This window comes from Blastopirellula sp. J2-11 (assembly GCF_024584705.1).
In the GTDB taxonomy this organism is placed as follows: Bacteria; Planctomycetota; Planctomycetia; order Pirellulales; family Pirellulaceae; genus Blastopirellula.
In genome coordinates this window covers 6,257,724-6,284,705 of sequence record NZ_CP097384.1, presented here as the reverse complement: position 1 = coordinate 6,284,705, position 26,982 = coordinate 6,257,724, and the positions used below count along the sequence as shown (strand labels likewise).

At 56.9% G+C, this 26,982-nt stretch carries 20 protein-coding genes; 5 read left to right on the top strand and 15 right to left on the bottom strand.

Features of this window, described 5'->3' with window-relative positions; all coding sequences use genetic code 11:
- Positions 1–2: 2 nt before the first annotated feature.
- Positions 3–3,557 (top strand): hypothetical protein, encoded by a 3,555-nt coding sequence (locus M4951_RS24985; RefSeq protein WP_262024317.1) that lies wholly within the window; start codon positions 3–5, stop codon positions 3,555–3,557.
- Between the two features lie 69 nt (positions 3,558–3,626).
- Here the strand turns inward: M4951_RS24985 and M4951_RS24980 are convergent, their stop codons facing one another.
- From M4951_RS24980 to M4951_RS24955, 6 genes are all read right to left on the bottom strand, one after another.
- Positions 3,627–5,795 (bottom strand): G8 domain-containing protein, encoded by a 2,169-nt coding sequence (locus M4951_RS24980; RefSeq protein WP_262024316.1) that lies wholly within the window; start codon positions 5,793–5,795, stop codon positions 3,627–3,629.
- Between the two features lie 51 nt (positions 5,796–5,846).
- A complete protein-coding gene (locus M4951_RS24975) occupies positions 5,847–6,107 on the bottom strand; it encodes a hypothetical protein (RefSeq protein ID WP_262024315.1) in 261 nt (86 codons plus the stop codon).
- A 145-nt stretch (positions 6,108–6,252) separates the two neighbouring features.
- Positions 6,253–7,248: a DUF1559 domain-containing protein gene (locus M4951_RS24970; protein WP_262024314.1), complete on the bottom strand. Its 996-nt coding sequence runs from the start codon at positions 7,246–7,248 to the stop codon at positions 6,253–6,255.
- Between the two features lie 205 nt (positions 7,249–7,453).
- Positions 7,454–8,290, bottom strand: coding sequence for a class I SAM-dependent methyltransferase (locus M4951_RS24965; protein ID WP_262024313.1), 837 nt, complete (start codon positions 8,288–8,290; stop codon positions 7,454–7,456).
- A 16-nt stretch (positions 8,291–8,306) separates the two neighbouring features.
- Positions 8,307–8,819 (bottom strand): hypothetical protein, encoded by a 513-nt coding sequence (locus M4951_RS24960; RefSeq protein WP_262024312.1) that lies wholly within the window; start codon positions 8,817–8,819, stop codon positions 8,307–8,309.
- Positions 8,820–8,900: 81 nt separating this feature from the next.
- Positions 8,901–10,460, bottom strand: coding sequence for a sigma-70 family RNA polymerase sigma factor (locus M4951_RS24955; protein WP_262024311.1), 1,560 nt, complete (start codon positions 10,458–10,460; stop codon positions 8,901–8,903).
- 1,194 nt (positions 10,461–11,654) lie between these two features.
- On the opposite strand from M4951_RS24955, the gene M4951_RS24950 reads away from it, so the two are divergent.
- The gene (locus M4951_RS24950; protein ID WP_262024310.1) at positions 11,655–12,449 is read left to right on the top strand and encodes an SDR family NAD(P)-dependent oxidoreductase; all 795 of its coding nucleotides are present in this window, start codon (positions 11,655–11,657) and stop codon (positions 12,447–12,449) included.
- 121 nt (positions 12,450–12,570) lie between these two features.
- The gene (locus tag M4951_RS24945; RefSeq protein ID WP_262024309.1) at positions 12,571–13,116 is read left to right on the top strand and encodes a hypothetical protein; all 546 of its coding nucleotides are present in this window, start codon (positions 12,571–12,573) and stop codon (positions 13,114–13,116) included.
- Positions 13,117–13,126: 10 nt separating this feature from the next.
- Here the strand turns inward: M4951_RS24945 and M4951_RS24940 are convergent, their stop codons facing one another.
- Complete coding sequence (locus tag M4951_RS24940; RefSeq protein ID WP_262024308.1) at positions 13,127–14,410, bottom strand: hypothetical protein; 1,284 nt, start codon at positions 14,408–14,410, stop codon at positions 13,127–13,129.
- 370 nt (positions 14,411–14,780) lie between these two features.
- The gene (dprA, locus tag M4951_RS24935; protein WP_262024307.1) at positions 14,781–15,911 is read right to left on the bottom strand and encodes a DNA-processing protein DprA; all 1,131 of its coding nucleotides are present in this window, start codon (positions 15,909–15,911) and stop codon (positions 14,781–14,783) included.
- 224 nt (positions 15,912–16,135) lie between these two features.
- Between dprA and M4951_RS24930 the strand changes: the two genes are divergently transcribed.
- A complete protein-coding gene (locus M4951_RS24930) occupies positions 16,136–19,348 on the top strand; it encodes a PDZ domain-containing protein (RefSeq protein ID WP_262024306.1) in 3,213 nt (1,070 codons plus the stop codon).
- Between the two features lie 10 nt (positions 19,349–19,358).
- Here M4951_RS24930 and M4951_RS24925 read toward each other — a convergent pair whose 3' ends face one another.
- Positions 19,359–20,531, bottom strand: coding sequence for an ADP-ribosylation factor-directed GTPase activating protein isoform b (locus M4951_RS24925; RefSeq protein ID WP_262024305.1), 1,173 nt, complete (start codon positions 20,529–20,531; stop codon positions 19,359–19,361).
- A gap of 267 nt (positions 20,532–20,798) precedes the next feature.
- Here M4951_RS24925 and M4951_RS24920 point away from each other — a divergent pair, with 267 nt between their 5' ends.
- Entirely contained in the window at positions 20,799–21,479 is a 681-nt protein-coding gene (locus M4951_RS24920) for a zinc metallopeptidase (RefSeq protein ID WP_262024304.1), read from the top strand.
- 65 nt (positions 21,480–21,544) lie between these two features.
- Here the strand turns inward: M4951_RS24920 and M4951_RS24915 are convergent, their stop codons facing one another.
- From M4951_RS24915 to M4951_RS24890, 6 genes are all read right to left on the bottom strand, one after another.
- On the bottom strand, positions 21,545–21,976 hold the full coding sequence (locus tag M4951_RS24915) for a hypothetical protein (RefSeq protein ID WP_262024303.1): 432 nt from the start codon (positions 21,974–21,976) through the stop codon (positions 21,545–21,547).
- A 112-nt stretch (positions 21,977–22,088) separates the two neighbouring features.
- A complete protein-coding gene (locus M4951_RS24910) occupies positions 22,089–23,060 on the bottom strand; it encodes a DUF1559 domain-containing protein (protein ID WP_262024302.1) in 972 nt (323 codons plus the stop codon).
- A gap of 449 nt (positions 23,061–23,509) precedes the next feature.
- Positions 23,510–23,944: a hypothetical protein gene (locus M4951_RS24905; RefSeq protein ID WP_262024301.1), complete on the bottom strand. Its 435-nt coding sequence runs from the start codon at positions 23,942–23,944 to the stop codon at positions 23,510–23,512.
- A gap of 102 nt (positions 23,945–24,046) precedes the next feature.
- Entirely contained in the window at positions 24,047–25,021 is a 975-nt protein-coding gene (locus tag M4951_RS24900; RefSeq protein ID WP_262024300.1) for a DUF1559 domain-containing protein, read from the bottom strand.
- 420 nt (positions 25,022–25,441) lie between these two features.
- On the bottom strand, positions 25,442–25,852 hold the full coding sequence (locus M4951_RS24895) for a hypothetical protein (RefSeq protein ID WP_262024299.1): 411 nt from the start codon (positions 25,850–25,852) through the stop codon (positions 25,442–25,444).
- A 35-nt stretch (positions 25,853–25,887) separates the two neighbouring features.
- Positions 25,888–26,784: a DUF1559 domain-containing protein gene (locus M4951_RS24890; RefSeq protein ID WP_262024298.1), complete on the bottom strand. Its 897-nt coding sequence runs from the start codon at positions 26,782–26,784 to the stop codon at positions 25,888–25,890.
- Positions 26,785–26,982: the final 198 nt, after the last annotated feature.

Genomic DNA, 26,982 nt, shown 5'->3' with positions numbered 1-26,982 from the left:
TCATGGCGCTGAACCGGAAATCGCGCGAGCAAGACTACGACGACGAATACGATCGTTCGAAGAAACCGAAGCGCAAAAGATCCCGCAAAAGTAGCGGCGGCAGCTGGCGCTGGTTGCTGCTGGTCATGGTGCTAGCCGGGCTCTACCTCGCGCCCAGCATCATCGCGATGACTCCGCTGTTAGGGGTCGCCGTTTCCAGCGCCGCCGGCGGGATCAACGGCAAAGCGACCGTTGGCGGCGCTTCGCTGGGTTGGATGTCTCCGACCATCGTACGTGACGTCACGCTCGCCGATGTCGAGGGAAACGTTGTCGCAACGGTCGAAGAACTGAAGCTCAGTAAATCATTCCTCAGTTTGATCTGGAATCAAGACGATCTAGGCACGATCGAAGTCTTGCGTCCCAGCGCCGACCTTGTCGTTTCGCCGGGTAGCAGCAATTTGGAAGCGATCCTCTTTCCGCCGGCCGAGTATGAAAGTTCGGAAGATGTCGCCGTCGCCGCGACCACGTCTGCGATTCCTAAAATGGACCTGACGGTTCGTGAAGGTTCGATTCGAATCCGTGAAACGACCTCGAGCGACCAATGGTCGCTCGATGATTGCGCGATAGATTTCGCCACCACGACGACTGCCGAAGGGGGCGTCGTGCAAAACTTCACCTTGCAAACGGCGGTGAAACAAGGAGAACAAACAGGGCGACTACAAGCGCAAGGACTCTTGGCCGGCGGCGAAGCGACGGTCGATGTGATCGCCGAAAGCGTGCCGCTTGGATTAGCCCAAGCGATTGCAACGCGACTGGAAACCGAATTGCGCACGCAAGGCAAGCTCGATGGCAAACTGCGACTGGCGCAATCAAGCGAGGGGAATTCGGTCTCCGGCGATATGCAAGCGATCATCGGCGGCGTGCAATGGCCAGCGGTGCTGGGTCCTGAACAGGTGAGCGGCGGACAGGTCGCATTTCGCGGCAAGATGCTGCATGGCGCGGGACGCCTGCAGGCCGAAGAGGTCGCCGTGATGACCGATTTTGGCGCCAATTTTGTCGCCGACGGCGACGTGCCGATCTCGCAATTGACCGACTTTACCGCCGCGCCGATCGCCGCCAGCAATCAGGCTTGGCGCTTAGGCGGGACGATCGATCTCGAAAAAATGGGGGCCCGCTTTCCGCAACTGATGCGACTCCGCGACGACGCCGTGATTCAATCCGGTCAAGCGGTCTTCAAGCTTGCGCACGATCCGCAGCAACCGGGACTGATCTCGGCGACCGGCAATGTCAGCGATGTCGGTGCGCTCGTTTCTGGTCAACAAGTGACCTGGCGCGATCCGCTGGCGGTTAACTTGACGTTGGTGCAAGGTCCGGCCGGTTTGCAACTGCAACGAGCCGAAGCGACCGCTAGTTTTTTACAAGCGGATGGAACGGGAGACGCCAGCGGCGCCCAGATTCATGCGTCCATCGATCTGGCGAAGTTGTCGACCGAACTGGCGCAGTTTGTGGATCTAGGAGTCGATCTCTCTGGCTTCGCCGACGGATTGGTGCAAATCCATCGTCAAAGCGCCAACAGCGCCAGTTTGGCCGGTTCGTTCCGCGGCGCCAACATGCGGGCCACCCGCGACGGGGTCGACATCTGGAATGACAACGCCGCCGAAATCAAATTCAATTCGACGATTCGAGATAACTCGCTGATCGAAACGGGTTCGTTAAGTTGGATCGCCGGCAACGATTTGTTAATGCTTGAACTGGCGGCGCCGATCACGATCGGCGGCGTCGAGCCGAAGCAGCTAAAGTTGCAGCTCAACGGCTCGTTGGCTCACTGGCAAGGTCGCCTGGCGGGGCTCATGAATCTCGGCGACTTGCGACTCGAAGGAACAACCGCCGCTGTCGCCAACGTCGCTTTGACGTCGCAACAGGTTGCGATCTCCGACATTCGCGCTTCACTTAGCAATCTGGCGATTAGCTCACCGACGCTGAATTTCTTTGAACCGAATGTCGAGTTGGATGGAGACCTGGCGTATGGGTTAGAAGATGGTCGCATCTTGGCGCCCAACTTTACGTTGGTGGGAACTACGGTTTCGGCCCGCGGCAAGCAAGTAAATTACTTGCCGGCGACCAATGCTCGCAAAGGCTCAGCCGTCGGCAGTATCGCCTATCGGCTCGATTTGAATCGGACGATGCAGTGGAAGCGCTGGGCCTCGCAGCCGGCGTTTCGCCCGTCGGGAGAATTGGCCGGTAGTTTGAACTTTGAACAAGTCGCCAGCGGCGTCACCGCCCGAATCGTCGGCGAGATCAAAAACTTCCAGCTGGGCGCTTTGTCGCGGACAGCAACCCCGCAGATGCAGCAAGTGAGCACTCGAACCGATGTCGCCGCCGGTTCGCAGTACGATGTCGTCTGGCGCGAGCCGAGCGTCGGGTTCGAGTTGAATTGTGCGATCGATGCGGCCGATACCGCGACGATCGAAACGATGCAATTGTCGACGACCGCCGTTCAAGTCGCTGCAGCCGGAAAGATTCAAGCGTGGTCGACCACACCGGTCGCCAATTTGCAAGGCAACGCCAACTACGACTGGGATCAACTCGCGCCGGTGATCGCGGCGTTTGCGGGCCAAGAGGTCAAGCTGACCGGCAAGCAGCAGTCGCCGTTCCAGATCTCGGGCCCTTTGAGTACGCCTGACTCGGAGTCGACCGGCGCCTTCGCATGGCTTTCGCCGCAACTGTCGGCCGCCGGTTCGATTGGTTGGCAACAAGCGATGTTGTACGGCGTGCCGATTGGCGCCGCCAACGTGAAAGCGAATCTCAACCAGGGGATCGTTTCGTTTGATCCGTTGCGATTGGATATCAGCGGCGGAAAGCTGAACGCCCAGCCGCGGATGACGCTCCTTTCGAACCCTCCGCTGCTGCAACTGCCGAAAAGCCGAATCGTCGAGAATCTGGCGATCACGCCGCAGATGTGCCAAGGCTGGATGAAATTCGCCGCTCCGCTGTTGGCCGACTCGACCCGCGCCGAAGGACGCTTCTCGCTCGACGTACAGCAAGGAGATTTCCCGCTCTTCAATCCGATGGGTGGTGAAGCGTCGGGCACGTTGACCATCCATGGCGCCGAAGTTCGTCCTGGTCCGTTGGCGTATCAGTACGTCGTCATCGCCAAGCAGATTCAAGCGATCGCCAAGAAACAGCTCCCCGGCGCGATCAACCCGAACGAGACGGTGCTGATGCGGATGCCCGAGCAGCAAGTGCCGATTCAAATGAGCGGCGGCCGCGTCTTTCACCAGAACCTGACGATGCAGGTCGACTCGGTGCAAATCGTCACGCAAGGTTCGGTCGGAATCGACCATACGATCGATATGATCGCCACGATTCCGGTGCAAGAAGCCTGGATTCAAAGCAATCCTACCCTCGCCGGCTTACGTGGCAAAACGTTGGAAGTACCGATCGGCGGAACGCTGGAAAGCCCGAAGCTGGACGCACGAGCGATCGAAAACATCGCCGGCCAGGCAATCGGCGGCGCGGCGCAAGGGCTGATCGAAAAGGGGATCAACAAAGGATTGAACGAACTGTTTAATCGGTAACTTCTCTTCGAGCGACAAAGGAAAATGGCGGCTTCATATTTTAAGAGGCCGCCCTGAAATTTTTGCAATCTATTGGTGGATGTGCGTATGCGCCGGCATCGTCTTTACATGCTGGTGGGATGAGCCAGACGAACTTGCCCCAGAGCCAACATAGATCTCATGCGGGACGACTTCGGTAAGCCCATTGACGTCTTCAGCTGCCGCGATCACTTGCAGCGGCGCCGCTGATTCGGCCTCAAGCACGATTTCCCACTGGACGAAGCTGTCACGCACCGAGCGAGCCAGTCGTCCGTTGACGACCACTTGCTTGAGATCGCTAGTATCGGCGACTGAGCCTTCGATTCGGACCAGGTTTCCCTCACGAACCGCTTTGGTGATCATTGTGGTTGGCGGCATGCTGTCTTTGAAGCTCGATACCCCCCCAAATCGGCGTCTTCCTTCCGAACCGCTTTCGTTTTCATCTTCCTCGGGCATTCCCATGCTCAGTGGATTGTGAATATCGTTGACCCGCATCTTCTCAGTCGTGATACGGCGATACCCAGAACGATCCATGATCGATCGCCAGATCGCGACATCCGAATCGAAGACATCGAGTCCATCGACAAAAACGCCGGTCGTCCCCAGATGAACGGCCCAATTCGCTTTCCAGCAGCGGAAGTCCCGAATCCAGAAAGGAACGCCTCCGGCCGGCATCGCCTCCGCCGCTTCTTTGGCGAGCGTCAAGTTTTGATTATAGATGTCCAAGCCGCCTCCCTCGGGGCGAGTAACGCCGCGCAGGTTGAGACAGAAGAACTTCATTGTGTGCGCTTCATTGTCTTGAAAGCGAATGAACGGCATCACACGCGTGTCTTGCTGTACGACCTCGCCGTTCGGTTGGCGAATCGGACGTACCGGATCATAGCCATCTTCTTCTTTGCAATCGAAACGATATCCGTATTCGGCGCACTCGGCAGCGACGTTGCGGGTAAAAACGTTCTGGCAATTGGCGAACCAAAAACCGGCGCCGCGATTGGGGTCAAACGGAATCACCTGCTTGGGCAACGGCTTGCCCGGCCCAACCGTCACCGCCAGATTGCGATCCAAGATGTTGTTCACTTCGGTTCCATCTTCCAGGAAGAAACCATGCCCGATCGATTTGTAGCCGACGCAATCACGGACGACGATCGCATCGGTTCCGTGAATAGTCAGAAAGCGATTGTGGCTGTCCCAGATCGACGCTCCAATCACCGAACTGCCGCGCATCGTATCGCCACACAGGTGGAAGTGAAGACTGTAGCGACCAAGCAGGTCTCGTTTGCCGAGATGGCGAAATTCGGCGTAGCTGATCGAACCTGACGAATGAGCGTGAATCATGGTATGTCCGCGTACTCCATCGGGTTGAGCCGATTCGATCACCACATTGCGCGTCAGATTCGCGACTTCCGCTCGAAAATCACCGACCGCGTAATGATCGAACGTCAGTGGCTTGTCAAAACGGATTGGATACCCGCCGGTGAAATCTTTGGATCCGACGCGGACGATTTGCCGCATCTCGGTTTGGGCGTTGTCCAAAAAGCCGCCGCGTGATCCGCGTCGATCGCGCTGGCGCTCGGTGCTGGTGACAATAATTCGATCCCCCTCGCGCCAATCAGCGACCGATTCGTCAACCACGACCGACGTGTCTCCAACTTCGCTGCCGCGGTGCATCTTGACCCAAGTACGCTGCATCGGTTCGCCGTGGATCTCTAGTCGACCACCACAATTCAGCAGCGCCGGGCACGACTCTTTGTCCATCCCTTCAACGTAATGGAGGCGAATTGTCGCATGATGCTCTACCGGAATCGGTTGGTCTGGCGTCCCGATTAACAATTCGGCCTGATGCTGTCCCGGATGGATGTGCGTGGGTAACTCCAGGCAATCAAAACCTTCTTCCGTAGGAATTTCGCTTGAGGTTAACGTAATTAGCCCCACTTCTAACAGCGTATTGCGATCACGTGCGAACTCGAGCTTGCCGGCGATTTGAACCAGCCGCAGAACCTTGTTCGACTCGACGTCATACAGAATGTGATGATCCTTGCCGATGACGACGCTATCGCCGGTCTGCGGTGCTTTGCCAGAGTCCCAAGTTGTTGGCGATGACCAGGAACCCGATTGTGTGGAACGAACTATAGTCGCTTCGTTGGCGACAGTTGCCGCGGAAAGTAGCGATGTCAACAAGATGACGCAGATTGGACGGGCAAATAGAACGAACGTTTTCACCTGTTCGCAACTCCAAATAGCGGAAAGGAAAGAAGGGATTGAGGAACGCCGTTATTTCACTTCGAGGGGCTCCAGTTGGTTTTCCCCTTCGTGAATATCAATTTCTGCCATGGGATGTCGCGGATCGCGCAACCGATTGTTAAACCGATCGGGACCTTCCTCGATTGCGCCATCAACAGTAACCATCGAAGGCCAAAAGAATGTCACGCCGTAGCGACCAGGCTCGCTCACTTGCGTCACAAAGGTGCCGTCTTCCTTGGTTCGCGCCGAAGCGACGGCTATGGCGTCGGCGGCCTTCGATCTGAAAAGCATCACGTACAATCCGGCCGCTGGTTTGTTTTTCACCAGCACTTTGCCGGAGACAGTGTGCTGTATGTCTAGGGGCTCGCCGCATCCGGCCGAGAGCAACGCCGCCGCGAACAACAAGGCCGAGGCAGGCAGGAGGCGACGATTCGCTTTAGCTGTCATCAGAAATTACCTCTCCGCTGTCGCGCGTCACCATATACATGTACGTTTGAGGAGAGGTGCTCTCTGAGAGAAACTGGACGCTGCCGTCCGCCATCGCGACATTCGCTCCGCCGGCGTGAAAACCAAACAGCCCTTGCGAGTTGTTGCAGTTCACGGCGCATTGAGAACCAGCTGGCGTCGCACTATCTGTCGGATATGTTGCAGGAGTGTAGTTGTCATAGGTGAATGCTTGAAATGCACACCATCCCAACCACGAGCCCCAAGCGCCGGGTTGATCTAACGTCACGTCGGAATCTGGCATCGGCATTCCAACGCCCTTGACAAAGTGCTGGTCATAACCGGCATGCTCCAGCAGCATCGTGGTGTTGGATAGGCCGTCAGTCACCTTCGCCATCTTGGGAAAATCGCCTTTAAAAATCGGCGTCGGACTGCCTCCGCCGACTGCAACCAAGTTATAGCTGGAGCTGCTAATCGTATGATTGACCCAGTAGTCAAGCGCGTAGCCTGTCAGAATTGTGGGATCGCTGGGGTCAGTTGTGTCGCCGGTCGTCGTAAGAAAGGCGCCATACGAATTTCCGGTGCTGCTTGACTTGCGTAACCGAATTGGTTCGGAAATCGGATTCGACGGGCAGTGTACGATCTCGATTTCCAAGTTCTGCAGCGGCTGGTGCGATGGGTCAGCGAAACCGCCTGGCGCCGAGTGTTGAAATTGATCGGCGATGTTCCCTTGCTCAATAAAGTTCAGCAGTCCGACCATGTGCCCGTACTTGGGACTGCTCGAAAGCCGTGCTGAAGGGAATGAAAGGTAGGTGTCATGATAGTTGTGCAGCGCCAACGCCAACTGCTTCAGATTGTTCTGACACGACATCCGCCGGGCGGCCTCGCGAGCCTGTTGAACGGCAGGAAGTAAGAGACCGATCAGAACGCCGATAATGGCGATCACAACCAATAATTCGACCAATGTAAAGCCGCGACGAAGTTGCATTGCTAAAGTATCCCGTTGCCTGTTCCAGAAAATCCAGGCAAGACATGCAAGCACGTTTCGTACCATGCGACAAAATCGGCAGATTAGGAGCATTTATGCGTCATGCCGGCCAAATATCAGAGCGAGATCCTCGTCTGACGAAGGTCTCTAGGCTGGGCGTGTCGGTTTGTTCGATGTAAGTGTCCAAAAAATCGACACGCCAGAGCTAGTTGCCTGGCAACCAGAGCGAGCCGCGGCTCTCTTGCTTGGATGTTTGACCCGTACGGCGGGCTTTGATCCGTACGTACGGGGCGACGTAGCGGCAGCGGTCGGCGAAGGAATCGGCCTCGGCTTCTTCTTTGGCGTGTAGCGGTTCGATCAGGTCTTCGATCACGAATCCGGTGCGGCACATCAGCCCGATCAGATCTTCCCAGCGATGCAGGTACTCGAGCGTCCCTTCTTCGCGATGGCGACTGCCGACGACCGGCGGCAGCGGGCCGCGGCGATAGTAGGGCTCGATCAGCTCGTAACCGCCGGGACTGCGGCGGATGTCGGCTTGCAGGCTGGTCGGCGTTTTGTGCTGACTGATGTAGAGCCCGCCGTCACCCAGCAGCCGTGCGATTTCGGCATAGACCGGACGGAGGTCGGGGACATAGCACGTGCTGACCGGATGGATGATGACGTCGAAGTCGGCCGTGCCGAGCATCGAGAGATCATCCATCGACGCTTCGACCGTGGTCAGCGCCAATCGCCGCTCGGCTGCGACCTGACGATCGAGTTCGAGCTGAGCGGGACTGATGTCGACAATGGTCACGACGGCGCCTGCGGCTGCGTAAAGCGGACCTTGCCGACCCCCGCCGGCGCCCAGGCAAAGGATCCGCTGACCAACGACACTGCCGCCGAGCCAACCCCAGCGATCGACCAGCGCCAACGGATCGCGAAAGTCTTCGTCATTCGCGGGGCGCGCAAAGCGATCGCGCTGTCTTACTTTGCGATCCCAAGCGGCTCGATTTTGATCGAGCGCACTCGCAGAGGATTCGGTTGGCGCTTCGTCATTCGACAAAGGAAATTTCCTTACGTTACCAGCGAAAGTCGCACTGACGGCAGCGGACTTCGATTTGCAGAATGTCGAGCCCACGCGGGCGATCAGCGCCGCAGCGTGGACAGATAAAACCAAAATAGGCGCGCGCGGCGGAGCGGCCAAGCTCCCAATAGAGCAAAGCGCAAAGCAGCGTGTTAACCCCAGCATAGGCGGCGGGCCAAATGTGCCCCATCGCCATGGAGCCCAGAAAAAAGAGGGCCGACGAGACGGTGGCGAAGGCCAGGTAGTAGCGAGCCGACGCCCAGACGGCGCGGCCGCCAAACCAAAGTCCCACCGCTAAAATCAGCGGTAGATAAGGGAAGAGCATGACGACCTGGGTGCGATCGTGCGCATTGACGGCCAGCGCGACAGCGACGCAGAGCTGAAAGAGCGTGAGCAGAGCGGAGAAGAGATAGACGAGTGCGACCGACGGCGGCGTCGCCGGGTCGGCTTCGGACGAGCCGCTGTCATCCGGCGAGCGGAATGGATTGGGGGGCTCGCCGATCGACATACGCACATTCCAAAAAAAAAGCCGACGTCGCCAGATGCGGCCGTCGGCTTATCGATTGTTATTTCGCGCTAAGCGGAAAGCTTAGTCGAGGAAACCGACCAGCTCTTGGCTGCGGCTTGGTTGCTGCAGTTTACGAACCGCTTTCGCTTCGATCTGGCGGATACGCTCGCGAGTCACTTTGAAAATGTGTCCCACTTCTTCTAGCGTATAGCTGTAACCATCACCGAGACCGTAACGGAGTTTGATGATCTCCCGTTCACGATAGCTGAGGGTCTTCAGCACGCGGCTGATGCGGGTCCGCAGCATCTCTTGAGCAGCGCCGATCGCCGGGCTTTCGGCTTCGCCATCGGGCAGCAAATCGCCAAACTGGCTATCTTCGCTGTTGCCGACCGGACGGTCCAACGAGATCGGATAGCGGCTCATGGCCAACACGCGACGCGCTTCTTCGACGGTCGTGCCGGCGCGACGGGCCGTTTCTTCCAAGGTAGGTTCGCGTCCCTTTTCCTGCAGTAATTGGCGAGCGACGTTGCGAACGCGCGACATCGTCTCGACCATGTGGACAGGAATGCGAATCGTGCGGCTTTGATCGGCCACGGCGCGAGTAATCGCCTGACGAATCCACCAAGTTGCGTACGTACAGAACTTGAAACCACGGCGGTATTCAAACTTGTCGACGGCTCGCATCAGACCGGCGTTGCCTTCTTGGATCAGGTCCAGGAAGCTAAGGCCGCGGTTGCGATACTTCTTGGCGATCGAGACGACCAAGCGAAGATTTCCTTCCGACAGCTCGCGTTTGGCTTGCTGATATTCGGAGTAGATCACCTTCAATTGATTGACGCGACGACGCAGGCTGGTCGGCGTTTCCTGGGTGGCGACCAGGATGTTGCGATATTCGGCGATCCAGTCGGCTCGTTCCGACTCGTGACCTTTCGCCTTCTTATGCTCGTCGATACGAACCTTCAGATCGTCAATCCGCTTCGAGAAGTCTTCGAGCGTACCGATCTTCGATTCGATGCGTTGCGTACGCAAACCGAGTTCTTCGACCAGTTTGACCGAGCGACGACGACGACGACCGAGACGCACCCAAGCTTCGGCGCGTTGGCTTTCGCTACGCGATTTGCTGGTAGCGATGCGGTAATCGCGATAGTTGCGTTTCAGCAGCGTATCGAGCGTTTTCAGATTGTGGGGCAAACGGCCGAGGATCTGCTCTTTCTCCAAGCGATCCGTCACCGAGACCTGCACGGTGCGATCGAACGGCAGTTCGCCGTCCTGAACGCGACGCAGAACTTTGATCGCGTCTTGAATGACGTAATCGCATTCCAGCAGCATGCCGCGGAACTTGGCGCGAGTCAGCTCGATCTTGCGAGCCAGAAAGATTTCTTCCTGACGGGTCAGCAGCGGAATTTCACCCATCTGCGTCAGGTACATGCGGACCGGGTCATCCGACCAAGTCTCGCCGTCATCGCCAAGAAATTCGTCGGACGAATCATCGACGCTGTTGTCGTTGTCGGAATCGACATCGACCAAGGGGGTGTCGTCGCTATCCCCATCCAACACTTCGACCGAAGCGTCGAAATCTCGGGGGCTGCGAACGCGAGCGTCATCGTCTTCAAAATCGTCAATCAGGGCGTCGTACAACATTGCACTCCTTCACTCGCCAAAACGTGAGTTGGGATTTCCTAGTCGAGGAAGCGTCCAAAAATCATCAATCGTCTTTCCACCCAATTTGATCACCGTCCGACGCCGAGGTAACGCGGCAAGGCGTTGCGTCCGGATGGTGCGATCCACCTACTGATGAGGCGGTGAAAAGGATCAATTCGTCTCAGTGCTTCTCTCGTTGAGTTTCGCGGCGGCTTGGCATCAAACCAAGCAAGTCTACCACCGAACTAGTAACGTATTGCCGTCCGTGGACATTTGGTAAGAGATTAGACATAAACGCGTTACGACCTCGATCCATTTGCCGTAACCACGCCGCTTCCCCAAGACGCCGTATTTTTCCTACGTGCTACGTCCGCCAACTCTTGAGTCTTGCGATGGCATCCTGCCCATCCAATTTGACAAAAGGAAATCGAACTGCTTGTTCAATGTCGCAAATGCCCAATCAAATATTGCCTAATCACCCCAAACTCGCCATCCATTGGTTCTGTTCACAAACCCCGCATGAATGACAAGCCTGTTCCGCTGTTTTCCGCTTCACTGATATCCCCAATACGCATCGCGGATATTAAGGAATCGGTTATGCCATCTATTCTAATCAAACGTATTGTTCGGTTTCCACGAGTTTTCCTTGCGTCGAACGCGCATTGTCCACCTAATTATGGGGTGATTGACAACGAAAGACAATTCTGCTGCCAAATTGGACCGAATGCGACGACTTAGGAAGACGCAATAACCTGCGGTGAACCGAAAGCGAATCAGCAATCCCCTCCGTCTACCTATTTAGCGGCCCTTGGTATTCCATCTTCGGATTTGAGCGTCTTCCTCAATCCATCGCCGCGGCGGTAAGATGTCGCTAAGGGAGCGAAATGGGAACTGTTTTGCGCTGCTCTACTTCTTCTGTTCAATTTTGCAGTCTCTAAATTTTAACTAGGGGACCCGCTCGGTCTAGAGTTTAGTTTGGATTTCCTGCTGCGGCAGGTCGCGAATTTTACTTCCGCCGAAATTACCCAGACTTCCTAGGCGTGGCGGATTCTCATCCATGCGACAATCGACAACATTACGGTTGATATTTCGCGCTATCGGACCCGTTACGTCCGCTAGTTGTTTGCCGCAATCGGGCTCGATAGCATAGACGCCCCCCCTCTTTTTTTTCTCGACATTCGGGAGTTGCTACGGATGAATTCGCTCAATCTTGCTGGAAAAGCCGCTCTTGTCACGGGAGCCAGCATCGGAATCGGTCGCGCCGCAGCGATCGCACTCGCCAAGCGCGGAGCCAGCATTGCCGTCAATTATCGCTCTCAGCCAGAAAAAGCGGCCGAAGTCGTCGAGAAAATTGAGCAATTAGGCGGCCAGGCGATCGCCATCCAGGGGGACGTTTCGGATCTAGAGTCGGTGCAGAAGATGGTAGAGCAGACCGTCGCGCGGTTCGGCAGTCTTGATGTGGCCGTCAGCAACGCCGCTTACAGCGATCGACAGCGGTATTTTGAGGCCGATCTCGACGGATTTCGCCGGACGATCGATGTCACCATGTGGGGCGCTTTTCATCTGCTGCATGCGGCGACTCAGCAGATGATGAAGCAGGGAAACGGAGGAGTGATTACCTTCGTCAGCTCGCCCCACGCGTTTATTCCAGCTCCTAGAGCGATGGCTTACAACATGTCCAAAGCGGCGATCGATCACATGGCCAAAACGGCTGCGATCGAAGTCGCCGAGTTTGGCATTCGAGTGAACATTTGTCAGCCTGGCTGGACGGATACTCCAGGCGAGCGAAAATTCGCGTCGGAGGAGACGTTGGAAACCGGCGGCTCCAAAATTCCACTGGGAAGACTTGGCACGCCGGAAGAGATGGGAGAAGCGATCGCTTTTCTATGCGATCCGGCCAATAGTTACATGACCGGGGCCACTTTGTTGATCGACGGAGGGATCAGTTTGCCCTGGTGGGGAAATCGCGGATCGGCGGCGCCGGGGTAAAGAATCAGCGAAAAACGGGAATCCCGCCGTTTGAGCGACGCACGCCGGTAGTTTTCGATTTAAGATAGTAGTTTACACGCATCGCCTTTGATTCCATCTTCTCGCTAGCCTGTCCGTATCTATGCTGAAATATCTGCTTACGACCGATGAAGGTGAGCAAGTTGTCGTCAACTCGACCCAAGCCGGGGAACTGATTCAAACCCCGAGCGGTCGAACGGTAGAAGTACCGCCGCTGCGCGAGCTGCGATCCTTACCGCTGTACGAAGCGGATTCGAAGAGCCGACCATTGGCCGCGTCCGGCGAATGGAACCGCGCCGCTGGGCTCCTCTTCGCCGTCGGGTTTGTCGTGCTGTTGCTGGGGTTTGGGATGGGCGGCTACATTTTGATGAGATTGCCGGAAGCGGCGGTTGTCGAGCCATTTCCCACAGAACAGGTCGAGTCCGAATTCCAGAAGTTGCCGGCGGAACAATTGGTCCAGATGTGGGGAGAATTCTCCGAGAAGGGCTATCTCGAAAAGATTCGCGACTTCCGCACGCGCAATGAAATGATCAATATCATTCGCGGCAATCGAATTAACTTTGCGCTGGCCTGCTTCGGCGTCGGCTTGGTCGGTATGGCGATCGTCGCCGGAGCCGCCGTGTTGGGCAGCAAACGCAAACGGGGATAGAGTAGTAGAGCTACTTCTCGAACAGACGTCGCCATTCGACATCGGGCAGCGGACGCCAGCGACCGACGACTTTCGTCCGTTCTTGGGCTCGATGCGGTTGCAGCGAGGCCAGATCGAGCGTCAAACGGATCTCGTTCCACCATCCGCCGCCGCGCAGTACATACGCATCTTGCGATTCTCCCAATCGCCAGTTCCCCCACTGGTCCAGTCCGGGATAAACATCCAAGATTCGGGCCATGGTCGGATCGTCTTTGCTGATCGATCGCAAGTTGCGACAAACGCGGCAGACGCCGCCGCGCAGCGCACGCGGCGAAACCTGTTGTCCGCAACTGGTGCAGCTTTGCAATTCGGTCGTCAGTAATCGATCGCCGCTGGCCGGACAAGTCGCGAATTGATCGTTGCAGCCTCGTTTTCCGCTGACGACCGAAGTTTCGAGCTCAGACTCAAGCACGCGCCGGCCGGTCAGCTCGCACGTTGCGATCGACTCGACCGGAGCGATCACGCCGTTGTCGGTCGCCGCCAGATGATAGCCGATACGTCCGGTCGCATCGCAATGGAACCGTGGAGGCGAAACGTCTCCTGAGACGTAATGCCGCGCCCAGCCTTCAAACGGCAAACTGGTTGCGGCGTCTCCGATCAAGATGTCGATCTTGCCGATCGCATATTTGCACCAAACGATCGTCGCCAATTTTCGTTCGCTCCCCTGCTCCTCTTGGATTCGATCATGCGATTGCTCTAGCAAAATCTGAACGCTCGCTCGAGCGTCACGCGTGTAAGCCAGGTGCGGCGTCAAATCCTTCAGCCCGAAAGCGATAATCTCGTGGCTGCTTAGCAGTTCTCCCGTGCGCCAAAAAAAATGGTGCTTTACTGGCGAATCGTCGGCAGGAATCGTTGTGATGCGCAAGAGTGGGCGTTCTTCGAGACGGCAGCCGCCCAATTGACACTTTCCCTCTTCGATCACGTACGGAGCGAATAACGCTTCGGCCAATGCCGGAACGCCGGAAGGCTCGTCCCTTGGGGCCGATTGCGGAGCTGGCTCTAACTGTTCGAGTCGGCGGAGAATGTCTTGCCAGAGCGTCCCGGCGGGACTGATGACAACCGCGCCGTGATCGGCCTCTTCTCCCTGCGAACCGATTCGAAAGCGAAACTCGGCCGGCGGCCATTCGGCCTGGGGATTGGTCGCGCTGGCCAAAAAGAAACCATCCCCCTGATCGACGACGACAACGCCTAATTCAGCAAGCGACCAAGCGACGAAGGTCGCGAAGTCCTCTTGGATCGCGGCGGAGTCGTTCATAGCGGAAGCAAGTCGGGGGGCAAATCAAAAGTGGGAAATGTCACTTCTTTCATCGGCCGCTCGCGGCGGCAAACGTGCGGCGAACTGCCAGCGAGCCGCGTCCGGTTCGAATCGACCTTGCGAGATCGGCATAGTCGTTAAAGCCTGAATCATCGCAGGGTTAGACGCCGCTTGCCAGCGGTAGAAATACCGGTACTGACGGAACAGTTGCGTTGAGAGTGACAGCTAGTTGGCGCCCCCAAGGGCTACATTGGGGGGCATGAGCGAAAAACACCCCGAACAGTATATCTTTCTCATCACCATCAGCGACTCGCCGAAGTCTCCAGAGTCACAGCCGAGCAGCGCGCCAAAGTCGCACCAGATGAGCCGATCAGATGGCCCGTTGGACGCTGACTCCGCTCAGGCGTCGGACAAGCCGCCGCATCTCAAGGACGCAGATCGTGGATAAGACATTTTGGATCGGCAGTCCGCTACGACTGACCACCGAATCCATATCGGTCGGCTGACCATCGGCCAACGCTTGCATGATCGCGGTTTCCATCTCGTTCAGTTGCAGTTCGATCGGAGCATGAATCGTTTTGCCATCTGCGGTTTTCGCCGGTTGCGAGAGGGGCCCCAGTTCTTCCAGCACGTCGTCAATCGACTCGACGAGCTTGGCGCCGTCTTTCAGCAATCGATGGCAACCGCGGGCATTGGGGTTATCAATGCGACCCGGGATCGCGAAGACCTCGCGGCCTTGCTCCATGGCGCAGCGGGCCGAGATAAGTGCGCCGCTACGCGTCGCCGCTTCGACCACGATCACGCCGAGACTCATGCCGGTGATCAGGCGATTGCGCTGCGGAAAGGCGCCGCTTAGCGGTTTGGCCAGCGGCGGAGATTCGCTCAGCAGCGCTCCTTGTTCGGCGACTTCGTCCGCCAAGGTTTCATGTTCCGGTGGGTAGATGCTACGCAGACCGCTGGCGAGAAAAGCGATGGTGCGCCCGCCGGCGCGCAGCGCTCCGCGATGGGCGGCGGCGTCAATTCCGCGCGCGAGTCCGCTGACCACGGTAAAGCCGGCTTTCGCCAGTTCGTAGCCAAAGCGCTCTGCCTGCGCCAGGCCATAGCTGGAAGCATGTCGCGTTCCGACGATCGCGACCGACATTGCGTCGGCCGGCGAAAGATCGCCGCGCAAAAACAAAATGCTCGGCGGGTCGGGGATCTCGGTCAGTAAGTGCGGATAGCGAGCATCCTCCAGCGCCATGATGTCGACGCCAAAATCGACGCACAGCGAGATCTCGCGGTCAATGTCGATCTCGCCGGCCGTCGTGATTTTTTGGCTAAGCTTGGGCCCGACGCCGGACACGCGTTCTAGTTCGCTGCGCGAAGCGGCCAGCACGCCTGCATGCGTTCCGAACCGCTCTAGCAGCGTCTGAGAGGTTCGCGGACCAACGCCGGAGACGAGCGCCAGTCGCAACTTGGCGCGAAATGCTGGATCTTCAAACTGGTCTGGGAGAAGGCTCATCGGCGCGACTCACTCCATCCGGCTGGGGTATTTACGCCGGCCATTGTAGCGGGGTCGGCTCAGAGAAGCCAGAATTTCGGCATGGCCAGGCAAAACGCCGTTTTCTCGGCCATCGGCGTCGTAACCATTTGCGGGCAGCGCTCATACGATGTTGATAAACTAGTGCTGCGGCGCTCGGCGAACTTGCTTCCCCTTCCCTGATTCCATCGATCCAGATCGCGCTTATGACGTTTTCGATTCGATTCACTTTCTCCGTTCTGTTGGCTCTCGCTGGCGCAAATTTTTTGTCGGCTGCCGATGAGCCTGCAAAGCGATATCTGGCGCAGATGGAGAATGGGGACCGCCTAGTCGACGATCAAATTCGCAACTGGTACTCAAATAACGCGCTGCCGCAACTTGCCGGTCGAACTCTGATCGACGGCGATAATTCGATGCGGTGGCTGCTGGATCGCTCACTGCAGCCCAGCGAAACTCCAGCCGCCTATATTGAACTGGTGAGCGGCGATCGTTTGCCCGGTGATGTAACGCGCTACGTGCCGACCATCGCCGTCCAAGGCTCGGTCGTACCGTCCCACTTTGAAGTGCAGCCGACGATCGATATTCGCCGCCCTGGCGATGAGCGGATTGATTACTCGGTCCGCGTTCTCGATCGCTTTGTCAAAAAGATCATCTGGAAACGAGGAGGTCCTGTCGATCGGTACGAGCCGTCGACGATTTACTATCGCGATGGCCGCAAGGTCCGCTTTCGCGCGATTCGGCTGGTCGACGGCGACGCTCATCTGCTGTTGGCCAACGGACGTCGAGTCGCTCGGTTTGACGAGCTGGCCGAACTCCACATGCCGGAATTGGACAGTTGGGACGTTTATCTCGACGAACTTGGCATGCTGCTGCCGAACGGTTTCAGCGAGCAGCGCACTTCCCGGTTGTTGCAATGGGAATCGACAGACGGTCTGGTCGCGACCACGTCGCTACAGCGGTTCGACGCCGACTCGCAAGGAGACAACAACCAAAGTGATCGCTGGGTCCATGCGATGCAACCGGCGTGGTCGCTGGATGTGCTTTGGATTCCGAACGCACGCAGCTATTTGCGCCGCAGCTTTGCTCCAGATCGCCCGCCGTTGGTTCGTTTCGCCCACAGCGAAGATCGCAGCGGCGCCTACTTCTCAGAAAATGGCTGGCCGACGCGCAACAATCGCAGCGTGGTCGGCGGCCCGCTCCGCACAGGCGACGAACTCTTCGGCTGGGGGCTGGGCGTTTTGGCGGCCAGCAAAATTAGCGTGCCGTTGTCGCCGCTGGTGCGCGGATTTCAAACGCGGATCGGATTGGACTATGCGGCCCGCGACGGTGGCTGCGTGCAAGCGCGCATCTTTTTAGATGGCGAGCGGCTGTTCGAGAGCCCGTTGATTGTTGGCTCGAAAGAAGTGATCAACAGCGGCGCGCTCACCTGGACGGCCGACAAACAGGCGAAACAGCTTCACTTGGAAGTCGATCCCGTGCATGAGAAACGCCCTGACGGCGCTGATCCGTTTGATATTCGCGACTTGACCAATTGGCTGGAGCCGCAGTTTCAGCTCGATCGCGAGTTGCTGGAAAAGGAAGTGCGATTGCGAGCGATTCAGCAAATCACCGCTTGGGAAGGTTGGGCCGTTGCGCCGCAACCGGAAGGGGAGATTCGGATTGTCAATATGCGCCGGGATGTCGATCGCGAGCCGATCGAGTGGCGCTTAGCGGCGCTGGCGATCCACAAGCCGTTTGAGCTGCGCCGCACGGTCGACCTGTCGGCGGACGATCGTTGGCTGACGATCACGACCGATCGTTGGGGAAATTTTGGCGCTGCACCCCGCTTGGAAGTGTCGCTCGATGGCGCAACCGCATTTGAAGGCGAAATCCCCGAGAGCCAGCGGCATGAGTCTGGCCAAACGCCCCGATATGTTGCGTTGGGGGGCAGGAGCGGTCCGGTCGAAGTGATCATACGTCAGTTCCCTTGCGACGCTCGCATGCCGATCGATTGGCGCGAAATCGCCGTCGGTCCCGAACGCATGACGTTGATCGCATTGTTGGAGGATCCAACTGCCGAAGAAGTCGCCGAGATGAAAACTCTCACCGGCGCAAAAGCGAATGTCGAGTTGGTTGATTCGCCCAGCATGATCGGCGCTCCGGCGCTGCGGATCGCACCGGGCGAATTTGTCGAAGTGGCCAAGTTCGATCCGCCGCTGGTGATCACCGAACGATCGGCGCTAGGCGAGTTACGCTTTCTCCGGTTCGCCTATCGCAAAGAAGGAGGGGGGCAGATCGAGATCCGGCTGTTGCACGATGGAGACGACGAAACGCCGGCCATATATCGGTTGGGCAAAGGCTCGAAAAAAGAGCCTGGCTATGTCGTGTTGGAAGGGAGCGATCTGAAGGAAGAGTGGAAGATCGGTTTCGCCGATCCTTTCGCCAATTTTGGAGACATCCAAGTCACCGGGATCGCGCTGCGAGTCGTCGATGGCGGGCCTTGTTTGTTCGACCACTTCTATCTCGGACGCCGGCATTCGGACTACGAGTTGATCGTCGCGCCAAGTCCTGATCGCAACAACTGGGAGAACTGGAGCGATCGCCGAGAGCAAAACTTGCCACGGGCGCTCGCCGCGTCGGTGACCATCGACTACGGAGACGATCAACAGGGGCGCGGCTTTATTATCCACGAGCGTGAAGGATGGGTGATCGCGCCAGGGCATCAAGTCTTTCCCGCTCAGCGCGACGTCAAAATTACCACCGCGGATGGGCAAACATTTGCAGGCAAGACCTTTGGCGTCGACCGTGAGCATGATCTGGGACTGCTGCAGATCACCGACAAGCCGCCGCAGGAGGATCGTTGGCCCTGGATTGAGTTGACCCATCGCGAAAAATACGAGCGGCAGCAGATCCTGTTGGCGGTCGGCATCGACGCTAAGCAAAAGCCGGCCGCCGAAGTCGTTCGCAAAGAAGGAGACTTTTTTGGCGCGATTTGGACCACGCCTCCCAGCTTTCCGTTTGCGATTGGGCAAGGAGCGATCGAGATCGAACAGCGGCTCGGCGGGCTGTGCGTCGAAATGCTGAGCGGAGGATCGCCGGTGATCGTTAATCCCTACCCCGTTCGGAAGCAGATGGATCGCCTGAAACGGAACGAAGTCTTCGGCGACTGGCTCATCGGCGCCGGTCCTCAGTTGGGGATGACCATCCGTCAGGTGGAAAACGGAGTCGAAGTGACCGACGTTCGGGCTGGCGGACCTGCGGCCGAGATCGGCTTTCGCGTAGGCGATTTGCTCACCAAGGTGAATGGCCGCGACGTGCATAGTCGCGGCGACGTGTTGGCCGCCGTCGCTTCGCTCAATCCCGGCGATGATGTCGAGGTCGAGTACCGCCGCATCGCCGATCGCAGCACCAAACGATTGCGATTGGGACGTCGAGATTAGCCGATTCGGCTTACTTGGCGGCGACTTCTTCTTGGTCTTTGGGGCCAGACGTCAAATCGAACTTGTACTCGCGCGGTCCAAATGCGCGTTGTCGATAAAGCACCAAGCCATGAGCTGCGTGATAGAGAGCGCCGCATTCTAGCGGAGCTCCTTCGGTTTGCTCAAAGACCTTGCACATGTGCTGCGCCGCTCGGGCGACCCAAGGTTCTCGCAGTTGGTCTTCGGTCAGAGAGAGCGAAAGAAATTCGAGCGTGTGTCCCGTGGTGCCGATATCTTCGGCCAGATCGGGCGAACTGCCTGGCCGGCCGAAGTAGTTGCTACTGAGCGAACCGTTTGGGTTTTGGTAATCGCGCGCTTTGGTAATCGCTTCCTGAATTCGCCCATCGGCGGCGACCCACTCTGGGGTCATTTCGCCATCTTGCGCCGTATGGCGATTGAGGGCCATCGAAAGACCGATCAGGCGATGCGTACCCCCGCAGGCGCCGCTGCCAAAGCCTTGATCGACTTCGGATTGAACCAGAGCGGGGATGCTCCATTGTTTGCCGGTCGAGTCAACCCATGACGCCGTGGTCGGCAAGTAGGCGGTCAACGAGATCAACGTCCAGCTGTATTCACGATCAAAGTTGCGCGACAGGTCGAGCTGCACCTGACCGATGAAGTCGGCCATCGTGTACTCGTGACCGTCAAACTGAATTGTCGTTTCCGGCGGAAGGTCGCACTGCGACAAGATGGCGAGCCATTGGTCGTTGTGACCTTGGCCCGTTTTGGAACCTTGTTCTAGCAACGCTCGTAGTCCAACGCGCTTTTCTCCATCCGCGCCGACAAACGGGAGCGGCGAACCGCGCTCCATCGTCCAGCCGGTCATCTTGCCTCCCTGCAAGAGATGGTCGACGGCCGAAACGAATTTTCCTTCGTGCTCGACCGGATAAACATCTTGGTAAGCGAGCGCCCCGTGCAAAATCTGCCAGGCGGCGTGATCTTTGGTGTTCAGCTTTCGCTGCGCCAGGGTGTAGTCGAGAACTGCGTCGATTCGATCGCGCAGCTTGTCCATATCGATCTCCGCCTCTGCGGTCGGCAGCGGCTGTCCCGCAGGCGGAGCCAGGGACGGGCGACAGCTAGTACCGGCCAAAAGAAGCGCCAAAACCAAAGCCAGACAAAATCCGGCATATCGCACCGAAGACATAGAAGCGGCTCAATCGTAGTAGGTCAGAACGAAAACCCCGACGTTTCGTTATAGCATGCGCCCTAGCGAGAAACTAGCGAATGCGTAATTTAGGTAATTTGACGATTGTGGAACGTGACTTGCTCATAACGGAAGAAAGGAGCTGTTCCTGCCATTTTGCGAGCCTATAATTCCGAGCAGCCGATGGCGAATAGCTCCTGGCCAGAAAAAGTCCTGGCGAGACGGCTGAGTTACTTCCGTTAACGATCGAAAGGCGAGACATACGCCATGTATTGGTTCAACCCGATGTATTTTCTGTTTATCGCTCCGGCCTTGCTGCTGGCGTTTATCGCCCAGATCTGGCTGAAGTCGACTTACGCGTCGGCGATGAAAAAGCCGGCGCCGTTGTCGGGCGCCGCCGCCGCTCGGCACATTCTCGATTCGGCCGGTTTGCAGGACGTGCGGATTGAACAAATCCCGGGTCAGCTTTCGGATCACTATGATCCCAGCGCCAAAGTGTTGCGGCTGAGCCCTGACGTTTATCAATCTCGTTCGCTGGGCGCAGTCGGCATCGCCGCGCACGAAGCGGGCCACGCGATTCAAGACGCCAAACATTACGCGCCGTTGGTGCTGCGCAATCTGGCCGTTCCGACCGCCAGCTTCGGCAGCAGCGCCAGTTGGATCTTGTTGATCATCGGCATGATCTTCCAGTGGAATTTTTTGCTGCTGGCTGGAATCGTGCTGTTCGGCTGCGTCGTTGTGTTTCAGCTGATCAACTTGCCTGTCGAATTTGACGCTAGCGCACGGGCCAAGCGAGTCCTGGTCGATCTCAACATCGTGCCGCAAGAAGACATGCACGTGGTCCGCAACATGCTGTACGCCGCCGCGTTGACCTACGTCGCCGCAACGCTGCAAGCGGTGCTGACGCTGCTGTACTACATCATGATCTACATGGGCCGCCGCGACTAACCGGCGGCCTAGTCAACGGTCGAAAGAGAAACGACCGCAGTCGAAACCATTCGGCTGCGGTTTTCCTATTTCTTGGCCTTGGGCAGATCGAAGTCAAGACCTTCTTGCGCTTCGTCGATCGTCACTTTAAGCGGCGAGAGATGTTTGAAGCCGTAGTCTGACGGCGTTACCTTTTGATAGATGTTTTGCATGGCGCTCTGCTCTAAGTCGGGAAACTCTTTTTGTTGGCCGACTAGTTTGTTGCCATGGATGACGACGATCTTTTCGCCCGGCGGGACCTGCGCCCGATAGACGCCGTCTTGAATGCTGCCGCCGCCGGCAGGCGTTTCGCCGTCGACCGACACGAAGGAAATCGCGCCTTTGGTGACCGGTTCGCCGGCGACGGTGACCATGCCGCTGACGGGGACTTCAAAGGTAGTGCGAGCTCCGCCGCAGCCGATGCTTGCGACGGTTGCGCAGAAGAGCGCCAAGAATGAGAGTGGGTACCAGCGGATCATGGGAATTCACCAAGCGTTAAGATGAAAGAATGAATTGCGAACGCTCCAACGCGCCGACGAGCGATGTCGGCGACGCGTTAAAAGATTGGCGAAGTGGATGGCAGTCGCCAAATTACGGAAGTTGCTGCGGTTCGCCGCCGCGGCTCGAAACCGCCGCTTGCCAGATTGTTTCAGAGATTGTTTCCGAGACGAAGCGAGCCGAACCGTCGCACATCGCGACGATCACGCCGCCGGGATGGCGGCTGCGGGCCGCAACCTGGACGCTTTGATTGTGCGTCGGACCGGTGCCGACCTCATAGCACGGAATCGTCCGGTAGTCGTTGTTGCTGGAATCCTCGGACGAATCTTTACAAGCTGCGCAGTGATCGGGACTCGACGAGTTGGGAGTTAGAATCGACATGAACGCCGGCGAGCCGTCGTCATTCAAAATGTCGCCGCGCGTGTCGCTCAATCCGCCGGGCGCCGCAATGATCAATTCTGAATAGAGGGCCGTGTTCGAGAGTCCGTCGATGATGTGGTTCAGCTTGTAGATGTGGTGAATGCCAAAGGGGGCGCCAGTATAGACCGCTTGATCAGCCGCGGGCTGATGCAAGTGCGTGTTCCCCATGTTGGCGACATAGTTGCCCAAAACTCGCCAGTTCGAGTCGGTTTGATCTTGCATCGCGCCCACCTGATCGGAAGGACAATAATAGGCCGATACAGGCACACGGCATTTGCCAATATTGTCGGCGGAGTAAAACGGGTCGCTGAGAGTGTATCCGTCGTACAGCGCCGTTTGTTCGATATAAGGCCAGAGTTGTTGCATCCAGGTAATGCGTCCGTAGGTGCCGCCATCCTCTAGCTTGTCGGTCCATTCAATACCGCCCAACGGCAACCAGCCTTGGCGCGCATCAGCATGCATGTGCGTCGCCAGCGTCAGTTGCTTTAGGTTGTTCGTGCATTGCATCCTTCTCGCCGCTTCGCGCGCTTGTTGCACGGCAGGCAGCAAGAGAGCGATCAAGACGCCGATAATCGCGATCACGACCAACAGTTCGACCAGCGTAAAACCGCGTCGAGCACGACGCGCCAACAAAGAATGAATCATGACATTCCCTTAAATACGATGCGACAACAGAAAAAAATTGAACGAATAAGAAGCGCACATTTCGAGCCGATTGGGGCAAACTGCTGCGCATGGGGAGGGTAGTGACAAACTAACTTTGGCGTATAGCAGGGTCAATCCAAAATTGAATTGGTTGCGGTGAAGCACACTTGATAGAAGCGTTGAAACGCTCGGCAGTGAACTCAAACAGCGCCGAAGAGCAGCCTATGGAAGATATCCATTTGCAGCCTGTTTGCTTAGGTGCGTTTCGGCGTCGTTAGGGTGCGGCAAAAGAAGTCGGTCAAATTGAGCAGGGTTTCGGGCGGCTGTTTTTTTTGAAGAAAAACTTCGCGCGATTGCTCGAATCACACGATTCGAAATGAAGAAGACCACGTCAGGAATCCACCTTCCGCGGTCTTCTGGTTGTTGGCATGAAGTCCGCAGATGCAGGTTTAGCGTCGCGCTTTTACCTTCTTCGTTAACTCAAAGTGGAGGTCGTCCTGTGCTCCGCTGATGGAAGCGGTCAACGGCGTCAGTTCAAACGCGTTGTATTCTGGCGGCGTCACCTTTTCGTACTTATCGCGCGTCGGACTGTCGGGCGTGTCGTACAACTTTTCCTTCCCGACCAGTTTGTTGCCGAGCACCATCACCCTCTTTTCGCCGGGCGCGACAAATGCGACGTAGGTTCCGTCTTTGATATTACCGCCGCCGGTCGGTGTTGCGCCGTCAGCGGAGACGAACGATACGGAGCCGATTTCGATCGGTTGTCCGTCCATCGTCACTTTGCCGCTCACTTTTACTTCGTTGGACTTTGCTTCGCTGCTGCAGCCGATCGAAAGCAGCGACAGTGCAGCGACAAGAACGGTCGTAAGCATTGGGGTTCGCATGATATTGCCTCGCAAATAGATAAGGGAGTTTAACGCCTGCCTAGGGGCGCTAAACCGCGAAGGTCAGCGCCGCGCCGAGACGGGCGAAAGCAAGGTGTGGGACTACGGAAGCTGAACTACTTCGCCGCCGCGTCCGGATAACACGCCTTGCCATACCGATTGCGAGATCGTCTCACCAACAAAGCGCACCGAGCCGTCGCACATGCTGACGATCACGCCGCCTGGATGACGGCTCCGCGCGGCGATTTGCATCTCGGAGTTGTCGGCGGCGATGGTACATGGAATCGAGCGATAGTCGTTGTGATTAACGTCCATCGCCGACGCTTTGCATTGGCGACATTGGTCCGGGCTCGATGAATTGGGGGTCAAGATCGACATGAAACCGGGGCTTCCTTCATCGTTAAGAATGTCCCCGCGGTTGTCATTCACCGTATTGGCCGACGCGATGATGATCTCTGAGAAGCAGGCTGTGTTGGAAGTGCCGTCGATTATCTGGCTCATACGATAGGAGTGACGAACGCCGAATGGCGAACCGTTGAAGATCGCCTGGTCGGCCCCATTTTGATGCAAATGGGTGTTGCCCATGTTGCCGACATAGTTCCCCATCGCGCGCCAGTATGTAGGATCCGCCGCGGGGCCTTGAACGGCGCCGACCTGATCCGAAGGACAGTAGTAAGCGTTGACGGGAACGCGCAGTTGATCGATGTTCGGCGTGGCGTAAAACGGCTGATTGAGGTCGTAGTTGTCATACAACGCGGTCTGCTCGATGAAGGGCCAGAGCAAAACGTGCCAGGTGATTCGCGAGTAAGAATTGCCGTTCTCCACTTTGGTCGGATTGTTGGCGCCGTTCATTGCGCCCAGCGGGAACCAGTCGGGATACGTGTCCATGTGCATGTGAGTCGCCAACGTCAGCTGCTTCATGTTGTTGGTGCACTGGGCGCGCCGCGCCGCTTCGCGGGCTTGCTGAACCGCCGGCAGTAACAAAGCGATCAACACGCCGATGATCGCGATCACGACCAGCAGTTCGACCAACGTAAAACCACGCCGGGATACAAAGGATGGAAAGATTCGAGACATAAAAAACTCCCGATAGAGCGAAATGAGATGAGAATTCTGGTCGAAAAAACGACGACAGATAAAGAGAAAACTGGAGCGTTTTTCAAAATAGAGACCGCCGCGGATTCCGCAAATGCCCTAATTGGCGGTTAGTGACGGGGATGCATCCGTTCGCCTAGCAGCTTGGCATCCTGCTGCAAAGATCGAATCGAGCGCTTCTGGGAAGAATTGCAATTCTTGGAGCCACCATTGGGCTCGAGAAAGCGATCAGCACACAATTGGACCACGCATTTTTGCGTGAAAAACGCTGGTTAACACATTGGCCGTAGCTTGTGTTTCCGGACTTTATTTTCGAGATTTCGAAATAAAAAAAGGGCCCTTTGGCGGGACCCTTGCAAAATCTTGGTTTTGTGATCGAGCCTGCTGCTCTTCAGTCAGTTGCTACTTCACGACCTCCGTCATCTCGATGTCGAGTTCGACATCCCCCTGCGCGAAGTCAAACTTCTTAACATAGTTCTTGCCTTTGGTCAGCGGCGCGCCTTGCGGGGCATAGCCGTTGGTGACTTTGCCGTCGAACGCTTCGATCGTCACAAGATGCGGGCCGCCGATAAAACCAATTCCATCTGCGGCGGTGTCAAACTTGCCGTCCTTGATTTGGGCGTAGGACGGAGCGCCCGAGTTCCCTTGCGATGCGTCCGGCTCGAAGAAGATCGCGCCGGCGGGTACTGGTTTTCCATGGTACGTCACCGTGCCGGAAATTCGATGTCGCGAGATTTCTTCGTGTTGGCAACCGCTCAACAGCAGGCTCGCAACCAAGACTGCGGCGAGTAGGGAATACGATTTTTGCATCATCTAATCTTCCATCCGATCTGCAGCTTTCAGGCCGCTTAGTTTACGGAACTCACTTCACCCCCGGCGCGACTTGCGATCCCGCGATAGATCGTCATGTCGATCGTCTGGGGAAGAAAGCGGACCGATCCGTCCATCATGCTGAAGTTAGCACCGCCTGGGTGCTCGCTGCCGTAGCCGGTATTGAAAGAGAGGGATGCGCCGTTTTTCCCGTAATTGATCGGCTGGGAATGAGTCTTGGTGTCTAACAACGCGACGTTGGTTGCATTGTATTGAAGTGAACCGCGAGTCCAGGCGCGATTGTTGACGTATTTCCCAAAGGAGATTTCTCCAAAACCAAGCGTATTGCTTGTTCCATCCTGGATGTCACGAAACGAAGTACAGTTGCGAGCGTAGAAAATACCTTCCTTTGCGATAGCTCCAAATGTGCTTGCGTCTTGTTGATAGGCGACGCCGGTCAGCGTGTTGGTCCCTATCGGTCCGGCGTTGCCATAGTAATGCGTCGTGTACGTATCTTCTTCATCTCCGCCCACGACGGGGAAATTTGATTGCTCAAACGTACCGCTAGGGCATAAGAAGCCATCGATCCGGTATGCGGCCAAATCGAAATTGGCCTGGTAGCTAGTTCCGTATTCGATCTGGTCGTACAGATTCTGCTGCTCAATGAAGGGAAGCAGGCGGCACAGCAACCCAATGCGGCCACTGTCAGAAGCGGCGGCCATGGGAAAATTTTGATTGACATCGTGGTAGTTATGCAACGCCAGCGTCAATTGTTTCAGGTTGTTGGTGCATTGCATCCGCCGAGCCGCCTCGCGAGCTTGCTGCACCGCCGGCAACAACAGAGCGATCAAGACGCCGATGATTGCGATCACAACGAGCAATTCGACAAGCGTAAAACCGGACTTTTTAAATGAGAACGTGCTGTTTCGGCGCATGATTGCAACCCAATACCAAAGGTAAATATCGCAACGAAAAGAAAAATGATGAGAACGTGCAGTCCAGCATCCTCGCTAAAGGTTATCGGCGACCTAGATGAAAAGCAATAAATTTAACAGAACTTGAGGCTCCCATAACAACAAAAAGAGCGAATAGCGGCGCGCAAAATTGCATAAATCGACGTATGGAAATTAGTG

Coding starts and splice junctions, on each gene's coding strand:
- M4951_RS24985 (WP_262024317.1), top strand. CDS start 3: ATGGCGCTGAACCGGAAATCGCGCGAGCAAGACTACGACGACGAATAC.
- M4951_RS24975 (WP_262024315.1), bottom strand. CDS start 6,107: ATGCTTTTCAGATCGAAGGCCGCCGACGCCATAGCCGTCGCTTCGGCG.
- M4951_RS24970 (WP_262024314.1), bottom strand. CDS start 7,248: ATGCAACTTCGTCGCGGCTTTACATTGGTCGAATTATTGGTTGTGATC.
- M4951_RS24960 (WP_262024312.1), bottom strand. CDS start 8,819: ATGTCGATCGGCGAGCCCCCCAATCCATTCCGCTCGCCGGATGACAGC.
- M4951_RS24955 (WP_262024311.1), bottom strand. CDS start 10,460: ATGTTGTACGACGCCCTGATTGACGATTTTGAAGACGATGACGCTCGC.
- M4951_RS24950 (WP_262024310.1), top strand. CDS start 11,655: ATGAATTCGCTCAATCTTGCTGGAAAAGCCGCTCTTGTCACGGGAGCC.
- M4951_RS24945 (WP_262024309.1), top strand. CDS start 12,571: ATGCTGAAATATCTGCTTACGACCGATGAAGGTGAGCAAGTTGTCGTC.
- M4951_RS24940 (WP_262024308.1), bottom strand. CDS start 14,410: ATGAACGACTCCGCCGCGATCCAAGAGGACTTCGCGACCTTCGTCGCT.
- dprA (WP_262024307.1), bottom strand. CDS start 15,911: ATGAGCCTTCTCCCAGACCAGTTTGAAGATCCAGCATTTCGCGCCAAG.
- M4951_RS24930 (WP_262024306.1), top strand. CDS start 16,136: ATGACGTTTTCGATTCGATTCACTTTCTCCGTTCTGTTGGCTCTCGCT.
- M4951_RS24925 (WP_262024305.1), bottom strand. CDS start 20,531: ATGTCTTCGGTGCGATATGCCGGATTTTGTCTGGCTTTGGTTTTGGCG.
- M4951_RS24920 (WP_262024304.1), top strand. CDS start 20,799: ATGTATTGGTTCAACCCGATGTATTTTCTGTTTATCGCTCCGGCCTTG.
- M4951_RS24915 (WP_262024303.1), bottom strand. CDS start 21,976: ATGATCCGCTGGTACCCACTCTCATTCTTGGCGCTCTTCTGCGCAACC.
- M4951_RS24910 (WP_262024302.1), bottom strand. CDS start 23,060: ATGATTCATTCTTTGTTGGCGCGTCGTGCTCGACGCGGTTTTACGCTG.
- M4951_RS24905 (WP_262024301.1), bottom strand. CDS start 23,944: ATGCGAACCCCAATGCTTACGACCGTTCTTGTCGCTGCACTGTCGCTG.
- M4951_RS24900 (WP_262024300.1), bottom strand. CDS start 25,021: ATGTCTCGAATCTTTCCATCCTTTGTATCCCGGCGTGGTTTTACGTTG.
- M4951_RS24895 (WP_262024299.1), bottom strand. CDS start 25,852: ATGATGCAAAAATCGTATTCCCTACTCGCCGCAGTCTTGGTTGCGAGC.
- M4951_RS24890 (WP_262024298.1), bottom strand. CDS start 26,784: ATGCGCCGAAACAGCACGTTCTCATTTAAAAAGTCCGGTTTTACGCTT.